This window comes from Dysgonomonas sp. 511 (genome assembly GCF_010501105.1).
Lineage (GTDB): Bacteria > Bacteroidota > Bacteroidia > Bacteroidales > Dysgonomonadaceae > Dysgonomonas.
The window spans coordinates 1-13237 of sequence record NZ_QVMQ01000021.1 but is presented as its reverse complement, the minus strand read 5'-3'; the positions used below and the strand labels follow the sequence as shown (position 1 = coordinate 13237).

General features: G+C 40.0%; 8 protein-coding genes. 1 reads left to right on the top strand and 7 read right to left on the bottom strand.

Annotation, left to right across the window (positions count from 1 at the left end; genetic code table 11):
• Positions 1-19: 19 nt before the first annotated feature.
• The 4 genes from gyrA to D0T57_RS10310 form a co-directional block, all read right to left on the bottom strand.
• Positions 20-2617, bottom strand: a complete 2598-nt coding sequence (gene gyrA, locus D0T57_RS10325) for a DNA gyrase subunit A (RefSeq protein WP_163273415.1) — start codon at positions 2615-2617, stop codon at positions 20-22.
• A 177-nt stretch (positions 2618-2794) separates the two neighbouring features.
• Positions 2795-6100: a preprotein translocase subunit SecA gene (gene secA, locus D0T57_RS10320; RefSeq protein WP_163273414.1), complete on the bottom strand. Its 3306-nt coding sequence runs from the start codon at positions 6098-6100 to the stop codon at positions 2795-2797.
• Positions 6101-6184: 84 nt separating this feature from the next.
• On the bottom strand, positions 6185-7771 hold the full coding sequence (locus D0T57_RS10315) for an alkaline phosphatase family protein (RefSeq protein ID WP_163273413.1): 1587 nt from the start codon (positions 7769-7771) through the stop codon (positions 6185-6187).
• Positions 7772-9049 (bottom strand): DUF4105 domain-containing protein, encoded by a 1278-nt coding sequence (locus tag D0T57_RS10310; RefSeq protein WP_255490570.1) that lies wholly within the window; start codon positions 9047-9049, stop codon positions 7772-7774.
• Positions 9050-9249: 200 nt separating this feature from the next.
• On the opposite strand from D0T57_RS10310, the gene D0T57_RS10305 reads away from it, so the two are divergent.
• Positions 9250-9855 (top strand): SagB/ThcOx family dehydrogenase, encoded by a 606-nt coding sequence (locus D0T57_RS10305; protein WP_163273412.1) that lies wholly within the window; start codon positions 9250-9252, stop codon positions 9853-9855.
• 90 nt (positions 9856-9945) lie between these two features.
• Here the strand turns inward: D0T57_RS10305 and D0T57_RS10300 are convergent, their stop codons facing one another.
• The 3 genes from D0T57_RS10300 to D0T57_RS10290 form a co-directional block, all read right to left on the bottom strand.
• On the bottom strand, positions 9946-10857 hold the full coding sequence (locus tag D0T57_RS10300) for a dihydroorotate dehydrogenase (protein ID WP_163273411.1): 912 nt from the start codon (positions 10855-10857) through the stop codon (positions 9946-9948).
• Complete coding sequence (locus D0T57_RS10295; RefSeq protein WP_163273410.1) at positions 10845-11630, bottom strand: dihydroorotate dehydrogenase electron transfer subunit; 786 nt, start codon at positions 11628-11630, stop codon at positions 10845-10847. The genes D0T57_RS10300 and D0T57_RS10295 overlap by 13 nt, the downstream gene beginning before the upstream one ends.
• Positions 11631-11834: 204 nt before the next feature.
• Positions 11835-12332, bottom strand: a complete 498-nt coding sequence (locus tag D0T57_RS10290) for a helix-turn-helix transcriptional regulator (protein ID WP_163273409.1) — start codon at positions 12330-12332, stop codon at positions 11835-11837.
• Between the last annotated feature and the right edge of the window lie 905 nt (positions 12333-13237).

The window sequence follows — 13237 nt, the reverse complement described above, 5'->3', positions numbered from 1 at the left end:
ATTATAAGTTATTTTTATTCTATTCGTTTGTATTTATTGTATCGTCGTTATCGTTACCTGTCGTGTTTTGGCCTAATTCTGCGTTATCTGCAATCTCCTCTTCTTCTTGTTCTGATTCAACTTTACAAACAGACGCAATTTCATCGTTTCGTTTTCCTAAATTAATGAGTCTTACGCCTTGCGTAGCGCGTCCCATAACGCGAATATCTGAAACTTTTAGACGAATAGCCACACCAGACTTGTTAATAATCATTAAATCGTTGTCGTTTGTAACACTATTGATAGATACCAATTTACCTGTTTTGTCTGTTATATTCATCGTTTTCACACCTTTACCGCCACGGCTGGTGATACGGTAAACAGGCACGATATTACCATTTTCATCGAGAATAAGGTTTCCTTCATCGTCTTTATCATTCAGGTTGGTTCGTTTGCCATACCCTTGTTCTGAGACTACCATTATAGTTTCTTGTTGCTGAGCCTCTTTACTCATTGCCAACATACCTATTACTTCGTCTTGTCCGTCTTCTTCGATACGCATACCGCGTACCCCTGTTGCAGTACGTCCCATGATGCGTACTTCCGATTCGTGGAAACGGATTGCCCGGCCATTGCGGTTAGCCATCAATATTTCGCAATCCCCGTCGGTCATCAGTACTTCTATCACTTTGTCGTCTTCACGTATTGTGATAGCATTTACACCGTTTTGGCGAGGACGCGAATATGCATCTAGGCAAGTTTTCTTTATTACACCTTGTTTGGTACAGAACACCAGATAGTGGCTCTTAATATATTCTGTATCTTTGAATCCTCTGACTCTTACAAATGCTGTAACTTTATCATCAGACTCTATATTCAACAGGTTTTGAATAGCCCTACCTTTCGAGTTTTTAGTACCTTCCGGTATATCGAATACGCGTAGCCAATAGCATCTGCCTTTTTGTGTAAACAGAAGCATATAATTATGCATAGATGCAGGGTATATATATTCAATGAAATCAGCATCGCGCGTATCAGAGCCTTTTGCTCCCACTCCGCCCCTGTTTTGAGATCTGAACTCTGACAGTGGGGTGCGTTTGATGTATCCAAGATGCGAAATGGTGAGGATCATCTCATCATTTGCATAGAAGTCTTCCGGATTCAGTTCTTCCGAAGCATATACAATTTCGGTACGGCGTTCGTCACCATATTTATCTTTTATCTCGATAAGTTCGTCTTTGATAACGGTCATACGAAGCTCCTCGTTCGATAGTATTTCATTCAAATAAGCTATCAGTTTCTGCACATCTTCATATTCGTTGCGAAGTTTATCCTGTTCCAGTCCTGTCAATTGGCGCAGACGCATTTCTACGATTGCACGTGCTTGTATTTCTGTCAGGCTAAACCGTTCCATCAGGCTATCAATAGCTTCCTGAGGAGATTTAGAACCTCTTATTATCGCGATTACTTCGTCTATATTGTCAGATGCGATGATCAAACCTTCCAATATGTGTGCGCGTTCTTCGGCTTTCCTCAAATCGAATTTCGTCCTGCGGATAACCACATCGATACGGTGTTCAACAAAGTAGGAAATCATATCTTTCAGGTTCAACGTGCGTGGACGTCCTTTGACCAAAGCGATATTGTTTACACTGAACGACGATTGGAGTGCAGTAAGCTTATAAAGTTTGTTGAGAACTACATTGGCATTGGCATCACGCTTAACATCAACTACGATGCGCATACCCTGACGGTCCGATTCATCATTTACATTGCTGATACCATCCAATCGTTTTTCTCCGACCAGGTCGGCTATATGTTTGATTAGCTCAGCTTTATTTACAAGGTATGGAATTTCGGAAATTATAATTTTTTCATGATTTCCTTCCATTTCTATTTCGGCACGTCCACGCATGATAACACGTCCGCGGCCTGTTTCGAATGCATCTTTTACTCCCTGATAACCATATATATACCCACCGGATGGAAAATCCGGCGCTTTTATATAATGCATCAGCCCTTCTGTGTCTATTTCCTTATCGTCAATGTAGGCAATAGTTGCATTTATGGCCTCTGTCATATTGTGAGGAGGCATATTTGTAGCCATACCTACAGCGATACCAGATGCTCCATTGATAAGCAAATTCGGGATCCTTGTTGGTAGTACAGTCGGTTCTTTTAGCGTATCGTCGAAGTTCAACTGAAAGTCGACAGTTTCTTTGTCGATATCTTTCAGCATTTCTTCTGCCAGACGGCTAAGGCGGGCTTCGGTATAACGCATAGCTGCGGGGCTGTCACCATCGACACTACCCATATTACCTTGCCCATCGACCAACATATAACGCATACTCCATTCCTGAGCCATGCGCACCATAGCAAAATAAACGGAAGAGTCGCCATGAGGGTGATATTTACCCAGTACTTCCCCGACTATTCTGGCCGATTTCTTATGCGGCTTGTTCGAAGTGTTTCCTAATTCGCTCATTCCGTATAAAATACGGCGGTGAACAGGTTTAAACCCGTCTCTTACATCGGGTAAGGCACGAGATACGATTACCGACATTGAATAGTCGATATAGGCCGATTTCATCTCGTCCTCGATGTTGATTTTAATAATTCTATCTTCTGCTTCTGCCATTATATTTTAATGATAAAATTTTTATTTTCAAATAGTTTGTAAAAGGCATTTTTTGCCTGTCAAAAATCATGCTAAGATAGCAATTTTCTTTGTATTAAGGAAATATAATATAGACAAAAAGCCCGATAAACACTAAATTTATCGGGCTTTTATATGGCAAATCTGCTTTATTATTTTTTATTGGTTTTTACCGTGGCATTGTTTGTATTTTTTGCCGCTGCCACAAAAACAAGGGTCGTTGCGTCCGGGTTTTTTATCTACATGTACAGGCATCTTTTCCGGATTTGGTTGTCCCTGCGGAGGTCTTTGTTCACCACCTTGCGGTTGGGGCATATCGCTCTTTTCTGTACGATAGCGGCTATAATCTGTTTTTTTCTCTGGTGCAGCCTGGCGCACTTCTTCCGGTTCGCGCATTGGTATCTGTCCGCGCATAAGGGTGCTTGTTGCTTTAGAGTTTACTGCATTGAGCATTGTCTTAAACAGGTTGAAAGACTCCAGTTTATAAATCAATAGCGGATCTTTTTGCTCATAACTTGCATTTTGCACCGACTGGCGAAGTTCGTCCATTTGTAGCAAATGCCCTTTCCATTCATCGTCGATAGTGAGTAGTATGATCGCTTTTTCGAACGATCTTATTATGTCTTTCGATTCGGTTTGGTAAGCTTCTTTCAGGTTGCAAGAAATATTGAATACTCTTTTGCCGTCGGTAATAGGGATCAATATATTTTCGAATTTGCTTCCCTGCTCTTCGTAAACCTGCTTGATAACAGGATTGGCTACTTCTGCCAGTCGATCCATTTTCAGCTTGAAGCTGTCTACAGCTGCTTCATATATGGCATTTATCAGATTATCTGATTTAGACGAACGGAATGTAGCTTCGTCAAATGGAACTTCGATGGCAAACAGCCGTAAGCAATCAATTTTCAGTCCTTCGTAATCGTTGTTGTCGGCGTATTGCTCTATCAGGTTTACCGATGCATCGTAGAACATATTTACAATATCAATTCCGATACGTTCTCCCATAAGGGCATGGCGACGGCGTTTATAGATTACCTCACGTTGTGAGTTCATCACGTCATCGTATTCCAACAGGCGTTTGCGGATACCGAAGTTGTTTTCTTCTACTTTCTTCTGCGCACGTTCTACCGATTTGCTAAGCATGTTGTGCTCAAGCATTTCGCCTTCTTTGAATCCCATACGGTCCATCATTCCGGCAATACGTTCGGAAGCAAATAGGCGCATCAAATCGTCTTCCAGCGAGATGTAGAATACCGATGATCCCGGGTCACCCTGACGTCCGGCACGACCACGAAGCTGACGGTCTACACGGCGCGATTCGTGGCGCTCTGTACCTATTATGGCCAATCCTCCTGCTTCTTTTACACTTGGTGCAAGCTTGATGTCGGTACCACGGCCGGCCATATTAGTAGCAATGGTTACGGCTCCCGGCTGTCCGGCTAGGGCTACAACTTCAGCTTCGCGCTGGTGAAGCTTAGCATTCAGTACATTATGCTTGATCTTACGCATGGTAAGCATTTTGCTCAATAGCTCGGATATTTCGACAGATGTAGTACCAACCAATACGGCACGCCCTTGACCGACAAGTTCGACTATCTCGTCGATGACTGCATTGTATTTTTCACGTTTTGTCTTATATATGCGGTCGTTCATATCGTTGCGCGCAATAGGCCTGTTGGTAGGAATAACGACTACATCGAGTTTATATATATTCCACAACTCACCTGCTTCTGTTTCCGCTGTACCTGTCATACCTGCCAGTTTATTATACATACGGAAGTAGTTTTGAAGGGTGACTGTTGCAAATGTCTGTGTAGCAGCTTCTACTTTTACACGTTCCTTTGCTTCGATGGCCTGGTGCAATCCGTCGGAATAACGGCGACCATCCATAATACGCCCTGTTTGTTCGTCTACAATCATCACCTTGTTGTCGATAACTACGTATTCATCGTCTTTCTCGAACAAGGTATATGCCTTAAGCAACTGGTTTACTGTATGCACACGCTCAGATTTGATAGAGTAGTTTTGCATAAACTCATCTTTCTTCTGTGCTTTTTCACTGTCGCTTATACCTTCGTTCTCCAGTTCCGACAATTGCGAACCTATATCTGGCAACACGAAGAATTGAGGGTCGCCAGAGTTTCCTGTAAGCAGGTCTATACCTTTGTCGGTAAGTTCGATACTGTTATTTTTCTCGTCGATAACAAAATACAGGTCATCGGTAACTTCGTGCATACGGCGCATCTGTTCCGACATGTATTCTTCTTCGGTTTTCAGCATCGAAGCTTTTATACCCGGCTCACTAAGGAATTTGATGAGTGGTTTATTTTTAGGCAATCCTTTAAATGACTGATAAAGGATGAAACTTCCTTCTTTTTGTGTTTCTTTATTATCCGAAGCCATTTTCACTTTAGCTTCGGCCAGTTTTTTTGTACACAGATCGCGTTGTGCCTTGACAATGATTTCTACGCGTGGACGAAATTCCTCAAACAATTGTTGATCGCCTTTCGATGTAGGCCCTGAAATAATCAGAGGCGTACGGGCATCGTCTATCAATACAGAGTCTACCTCGTCGACAATAGCGAAATTGTGTTTGCGCTGCACAAGGTCTGAAGGGTTAATAGCCATATTATCACGCAGGTAGTCGAAGCCGAACTCGTTGTTCGTCCCAAATGTGATATCTGCAAGATATGCCTGGCGGCGTCCTTCGGAGTTTGGCTGGTGCTTGTCGATACAGTCAACAGACAATCCGTTGAACATATACAAAGGTCCCATCCATTCCGAGTCGCGTTTTGCCAGATAGTCGTTTACGGTTACTACATGTACTCCGTTGCCAGTCAGCGCATTGAGGAATACCGGCAGTGTACCTACAAGGGTTTTACCTTCCCCTGTAGCCATTTCGGCTATCTTACCTTTATGGAGCACAACACCACCAAATAGCTGCACATCGTAGTGGATCATATCCCATACAATCTCATTACCGCCGGCAAGCCAGTGGTTTTGGAAAATGGCTTTATCGCCTTCGATACGTACAAAATCTTTTGTAACAGCCAATTCGCGGTCGAAATCGGTTGCTGTAACTACAATTTCTTCGTTTTGGGTAAAACGACGAGCTGTATCTTTCACTATCGAAAATACTTCGGGAAGAACCTTCTCTAGTATTTCCTCATATTTTTCAGTGACAACTTTCTCTAGTTTGTCTACCTCTGCCCATATTTCTTCGCGTCTCTCAATATCAATATTTTCGATATCGTTTTTTAGTTCAGCAATTTTATTCTTTTCATCGGCGACATAGTCTTGAATCTGTTGCCTTATTTCTGCCGTTTTTGCACGCAATTCATCGTGCGACAAGCGTTCTATTTCCGGATAAACGACTTTGATACGCTCTACGTACGGATTAATCTCTTTTAAGTCGCGCTGAGATTTATTTCCGAACAGTGATGTTAAAAATTCAACGAATCCCATATATTTAGTTTTTTATTTTTTCTTCGAGTCTGTTTTAATTTTATAGCAAATCTTTTTATAGCTATTTTTAGATGGATTTCTTATTTAAAGTAATTCCGATAATGCTTCTTCTTTAGCTGCATTCGGCGATCTTATCCGCATAATATATGATACGGTGGGAGCTATTTCGGTCGCTTTTATCGTCCTTTTCACTTTTTGCGGCTTAATTCCATTTCCGAAAAATATAACAGGGCAGACTACTGCATTGTTCCTGACTTGTTTTTCTTTGAATGATGTATCCTGATCATTTACCATTTTGAAGCCGGGTTGCAATTCGACGAATAAATCGCCAGAAGTCTCGCGGGTATAGGCATTCCGGTAATATTCCATCACGGGGTTCCATTGTCCGTGTTGCAACTGGAATGAGGTGTAAACTTCCTGCACTCCTGTAAATTCGAAAACAAATTCGGCTGCTTTGCTTTGTATTTCCTGTAACGAAATTTCTTTTTGTTTTATAAGCTCCCTGTTAAGGTATATTTGGCCGTTGTGGAATTTATCTACCCATTTGCCATCCTTGCCATAGATGGCCATGAGATACATATTCAGTAGGGCTTCGCAACGGTTTATATAGAATTTCTTTTCTGGAATTGTTTGTTCCGGCTTATATTCTGCTTCGTTCGAATTATAATAGCCCGTGGAAGCGAGGAATATAAGTGTATTTTTCAGTCCTACTGTTTTTTCTATTTCATCGAGCAGTTTTTCTATTTCCCTGTCGAGACGGGCGTAGGCGTCTTGTATTTCGATAGAATAATCAGCTGTATTATTGAAATTTCCCGCATAAAATGTAACAGACAAGAAATCAGGGCTGATACGTTTTCCAAGCTCGGCCTTGGTCAGAAGTTTCAAAGCTGTATTTCTTACATTCTCATTTACAGACGGAGTTTGTTTAGCCTGTATGTAAGCATCTTTATCTACACCTATATAGTGGGCAAACGGTGCTACTCCCTGTAGGAAAGGAAAAGCCTTGTATGCTTTTATATCCAACAACGGCGACCAGCGCATACCGCGTGCATTGGCTGAAAAATCTGTCCCGCTGCGGTTTTCCTGATCTACAGCCCAATAAAAGTTTTTGTAGAATGTGCTCGAAGCCCACTTGCCGGTATAGTCGTCTACCCAATATGCCGTATTGCCATATACTCCGGCTGTGATCAGGGCTTGGCCCAGATTGGGCGCAAAAGAATAAACATCGGACGAACCGCGCGAAGCTACTTTGAGTTCATCGGTGATTGTAGATGTTTTTATTGCAAGTGGAGAAACATTATCCTGAGTATAGTTTCCAAGAAAAGATGGGTCGTCGAAAGTTGGGACTTCCTTCTGTTTTATTGCAAGATATTTTTTGTTACCGGTTATTCCATGATAGAACGGAACGGTTCCTGTGTAAATGGTAGCAATGGCCGAAGCATCGTCGATATTTGGAAAATCGTACCTGATATTCTGATATACCAGACCTTCGCTCAGCAAGCGTTTAAAGCCTCTTTCGGTAAAAGTTTGTTGAAAAAGTTCGAGATAGTCGCCACGCAATTGGTCGATTGTTATTCCTACAACCAATTTAGGTGTTTCGCGCGCAGTTTGTTGCGCCTGAACCGAACCTATTGTAAATACTGCAACTAAAGAGGTTAGTATCCTTATCATTTATCTTGCTCTCTTTGGTAAGCTGTAATCAGCTCTTTTCTTTGTTTTTTTCTGCGATGTAATATTCATTAACGATCTTACCATCAGTGATAAGATGTAAGGAATAAACACGATTTCCAATTGTTGTGGGATCAAAGACCATGCCAAAAGGAATGCTAAAAGCACCACAAAGTTAATAAAATGATAGACATTTAATAATTTTGATAAGGATTTTACAAAGAATAAAAGGGCAAACACTAACTGTAAAGGGTTTAGCCAAGCAATATTCCAGTTGGGATTGGTACACGGATGCTCGGAAAAGAACATCAGGAAGAATATGATGCAGCCTGCCAATCCGGCAATAAGGAATAGAAGCGTATCATATATTTTGCCTAATACTACCCATTTGTTTATATATACGATAAAAGATACAAGCAAAGTGATAAATAATAAGATGCAGCCTGCTACGAACGGAGAATTGACTGGCGAGTATTCATTTACACCTGTAGGATGCAATGAGCTTTTAGCGGGTTCGAGCAAGTGATTTGTAGATAGCAACAAACCTCGCTGTATTGTATCATTTTGCACAATAGCCCCTTCATAAGCATTCATCAGGTAGAGAGGAAGAAAATCTTTTTGCCTGTCGGTTATTACTTTATCGGCATCTGCTCCGATAACCAGATCTATACCAAATTGCGACCAGGGCTGAGCTTTTGAGTGTTCGTGCACAAGGTCGCGATATGTCTGTTTTTTATTTGTAGGAGTATATTCAATTTTCCCTTTTATACATTTTTCTACAATATCGCGCGGACGGGTAGAACAGTTGTCGTAAAAGTAATTGTAGCGGTAAACCCTGTTTTCGGGTAAAGAATTAATAACCAAAGCGTCGAATATGGCTTGTTTTTCTTCTTGGGTTAGGTTAAATACTTGTTCGACAACACCTACGCCCCTGCTTTTATATTCTTCGAGGTAATATTCATAATGTACAGGCAGTACAATGTAATCTGTTTCGCCTTTCACAAAACGGTATAAAAAATTAGGCGCATTAAAATTGAATACGCCATAATTATATACTAAATCTATATTTTGGATTGTATCGTTGACCCTGATGGCTGTATGTCCGTACAAAGCGTATATGGCTCCATTCCAGGGAGTGCTGGTCAGCAGGCTTACCTGAGCCGAGTCGCTTAATGGGGTTATGCCCATCATTATAGGGGTGTTATTATCGGCTTGGATGTTAGATTGCAGGATAAAACTTGAGGTAAATAATAATATGATTAATAGCTTAAGTTTATGCATCTGTGTAATTGAGTATTTTATTATTCTAGTAAATAGGGAACATTTATCTTACAAAGATAAGATTATATGCCGAAATTAGCTTAAAATAGGAATAATGAATGTTGAATTATGTTGTGAATTTTACTTAAAATGACTACTTTTTACAGGCTCGGAACATTCAAAAACCTTATTTTTGCTTATTATTTTAAATGATTATCCGTATGAAAAATTTAGCTATTCTTACATTATTATCCTTATTATCAGTACTTAATATGTCGGCTCAGGACGTAAAACTGGTTGCACCTCAAAAAACTGGAGGAAAACCTCTGATGGAAGTTTTGAACGAAAGGCAGTCGAACCGGAAATTCGTAAAGAAAGAATTGCCAGTACAAACTTTGTCTAACTTGCTGTGGGTTGCCAATGGTTTCAATCGTGAAGATAAGCGTACTGTGCCTACATCGCAAAACAGGCAGGAAATGGATGTATATGTAATGACCGAAAACGGTGTTTATTTTTATGATGCGCAGGCAAATATCTTGCGGCAAACGGTAAAGGGCGATCTGCGGGAAGCATTGGGACAACCCAATATTACAGAAAACGCATCTCTTACACTTATTCTTGTTGCAAATATAGATAAGGCATCGAACCGTGAAGCCGGTTTTATTGATAGTGGTTTTATCGGACAAAATATTTACCTGTATTGTGCTTCCGAAGGTTTGGGAACTGTGGTGCGTGCGTCGTTCAAACGTCCGGATTTGCATCAGGCTCTAAACCTGACGGATAAACAGGAAATCACAATTGTACAACCTGTAGGCTATTTGGAATAAAATATTTTGAAATAATATTGCTATATGCCAAGAAAGCTGCTCGTCCGGTTGCGAAGAGCAGCTTTTTTATATGATTTGAACAGTAGGTTTCTATACTTGCAAAGCTCCTACAAGTTCCTGCACAGAACCAATATTATTTTTATCAAGATATTCTTTTATTCCGTCTACTACTTTTACCGAAATAGCCGGGTCTACGAAATTATGCGTACCGATCTGGATGGCAGAAGAACCAGCCAGGATAAATTCGATTGCATCTTGCCAGCATGCTATGCCACCCATGCCGATTATCGGAATTTTCACGGCATTGTAGGTTTGCCATACCATTCTGAGTGCAACAGGTTTTACACAAGGGCCTGACAATCCGCCTGTAACGGTAGATAACACCGGACGCTTCTTGTTTATATCGATAGCCATTCCCAAAAGGGTGTTGATAAGCGAAACGGCATCGGCACCTTCGGCTTCTACAGCTTTTGCAATCTCCGTAATATCGGTTACATTGGGCGAGAGCTTAACAATCAAAGTCTTATCCCAAACTTTACGTACAGCTTTGGTTACTTCGGCAGCCGAATCGGGGCATACCCCAAAAGCCATGCCGCCTTCTTTCACATTAGGGCACGAAATGTTTAATTCTATAGCCGGAATTTTATCCAATCCAAGCAGTTTTTCGGTACATTCCACATAGTCGTCGATGGTAGAACCTGATACATTTACAATTACATTTGTATCAATATCTTTTATCTCAGGATAAATATTGGATACGAAGTAATCGACACCCTTATTTTGCAGTCCTACAGCGTTTAACATCCCCGCGGAGGTTTCTGCCATACGTGGATAATTGTTGCCTTTCCGTTCCCGGATAGTAGTTCCTTTTACAAAAACACCACCTATCCGCGACAGGTCTATAAAATCGGCATATTCTTTCCCATACCCAAAGGTTCCCGAAGCTGTCATTACGGGATTCTTCAAATGTAATTTACCTATGTTTACTGCTAACTTGTCCATGTCAGATTTTTTATATTAAATACCGGACCTTCTGTACACACACATACATGATTACCATCGTGCGTTTTTTCTACACAGCACAGACATACTCCGAATCCGCAGGCCATCATGTTCTCCAGCGATACCTCGCAAGGTATATCTTTGCTGTTGGCATACTTGGCCACAGCCATCATCATTGGCTTAGGGCCACAGGTGTATATTCCGGTAAAGCTGGCTGTTTTCAGTATCGAGTGGTCTGTTACATATCCTTTTTCTCCGTAAGTGCCATCTTCGGTGGTACAATACAGTTCTCCAAATTTGCGAAAATCGTCAAGTTGCAACAAATCTTTTTCCGACCGTGCTCCTAACAAGAATTTGGGCGTAATTCCCTTAGCTTTCAGGCATGCACCTAAGAAAAGCATTGGAGCTGTACCCACACCACCTCCAATAAGGAGCAGTTCTTGCCCTTCGCTATTTTCGGGGATAGAGAATGTATTGCCCAGAGGCAGGAGCAGATTTACAATGTCTCCTTTCTGATAATTGTACATTATCCGTGTGCCATCGCCGATAGCCTGCACCAGAAGCCAAAGCTCATTTTTCTCTTTATCGAGATAATTTACCGATATGGGACGACGCAGGTAAGTAGAGGGTGAACCATCTACTTTCACTTCGACGAATTGCCCCGGAAGCATATCCGGCAATAGGGAATTATCTGTAGTAGTGAGTTTAATGAGGCAATAACTTTGGTTTAGTTGGTTATTCTCGGTGACAACTAAATCCATCATTTTTTTCATTCAGCCTTATTTTTTAGATATGAAGTTCTGTTTTTCGGATAACAAAGTTAATAAAGAATATGCTGATAATAAAATACTGGAAGCATATTAATGCTTATTATATTTTATAATTAAAATGTTAAGGAAGAATATTTACAGCCACAAAGTTTATCAATAAAGCACAACCGGACCAAAATCCCGATCAGTTCTTTGTATTATTGATAATTATAGCGGATTATTATCCGGATGGAATATCTCAAAGGTATTATCGGTGTAATAAATGATTATTTTGTTTATTTTCCTAATAGGTGCTTCTTTGTATATAACTGTCTGTTTTTCTGCGATTTCATCGCTGTTTTTAGGCTGTTCAACTATGATTTCCTTGCGATATTCGCCGTTCGCCTGGGGAATGGGCGTAGAAATATTATTCTGAGAGAATAAATCCGGTGGATTTTGAGATTGAGATAAAGTTGTTCCCTGATTTTGTTGCGATGGTGCATTTACTGGCGGTTGGCCTTTTAGCATATTACCGCTTCCTGTCAACAGCCATTCGGGATTGATGTTATTCATCTTCGACAGAATGCGGGTTACCACATCCAGACTGGGATTGTTGCGTCCATTCAGTATATGGGAGACAACAGCGCGTCCCAGTTGCAGCTTATCGGCAAAGGCTGACGGAGAAAGCTGCTCATAGTCCATTATTTGTTTTATACGGTTTTTCATCAAATGTAAATTGCTGTAAGCACAAATGTAAATAATAAATTGAACAAATGCAAATAATCTGAGTTTACAATTGTTCGATACAAAGGTAAACACCGAATCCAGAAGTAAACTATAGAATTGTAAATAGCTATCATAGTTGTTTAAGTTAAACTTTATATAATAGATATAAAATATTAGATAATAGTTGATTAAAGCATATAATAACCTCTCAAATCAAAGATAACCCTCCCCTAACCCATTATTTGAATATATTTATTGAACTTTAGGTTTACATAATTCGATTAATTCGCTAGTTTTAAGTGTTTTATATAGTACAAATAATGTGATTTAGGCATAGAAACATTTGTATATTGTGCTATCTGTAAACAAACAATACAATTGGAATACACTACTTATAAAAGAGTATGCAAATAAACAAATATACATAAGGATTATATTGTTGTTCTATTGCATTATACATTATATCAAAACACATGTAAATCAATTATTTAATAATAAATCGAAATTTTGATAAAGAATCATTATGCTACTATAGCCTATCTAGGAGTATTGATTAAAGAGAATATCTGGCTTTTTATATATAAACGATTATAGCCATAATCTAAGTTGTATATTGCATATAAACCTCTGTGTTTAAAGGCAAATCATCACAATCGGCCACTATATACAATTGTAATTTATGCATCTTTATGTTGCTATTTACTTTTGTTTATAGACATTCTGTTCCCAATCTCCCCTTGTTGTATACTTTTGTAAATTGCAGATATTATACCTATGTATATTTATTAATCCCATTCTATTATTACAAATTATTGCTGTCCGGTAAAACTCTCTAAAGATAAAAAAATATTGCTCGGCTACTGATTTTCAGCAGTCGAGTTTTGTTTTTCTTATTCCAAGCCCCC

Coding starts and splice junctions, on each gene's coding strand:
- D0T57_RS10315 (WP_163273413.1), bottom strand. CDS start 7,771: ATGATAAGGATACTAACCTCTTTAGTTGCAGTATTTACAATAGGTTCG.
- gyrA (WP_163273415.1), bottom strand. CDS start 2,617: ATGGCAGAAGCAGAAGATAGAATTATTAAAATCAACATCGAGGACGAG.
- D0T57_RS10310 (WP_255490570.1), bottom strand. CDS start 9,049: ATGCATAAACTTAAGCTATTAATCATATTATTATTTACCTCAAGTTTT.
- D0T57_RS10305 (WP_163273412.1), top strand. CDS start 9,250: ATGAAAAATTTAGCTATTCTTACATTATTATCCTTATTATCAGTACTT.
- D0T57_RS10295 (WP_163273410.1), bottom strand. CDS start 11,630: ATGAAAAAAATGATGGATTTAGTTGTCACCGAGAATAACCAACTAAAC.
- secA (WP_163273414.1), bottom strand. CDS start 6,100: ATGGGATTCGTTGAATTTTTAACATCACTGTTCGGAAATAAATCTCAG.
- D0T57_RS10300 (WP_163273411.1), bottom strand. CDS start 10,857: ATGGACAAGTTAGCAGTAAACATAGGTAAATTACATTTGAAGAATCCC.
- D0T57_RS10290 (WP_163273409.1), bottom strand. CDS start 12,332: ATGAAAAACCGTATAAAACAAATAATGGACTATGAGCAGCTTTCTCCG.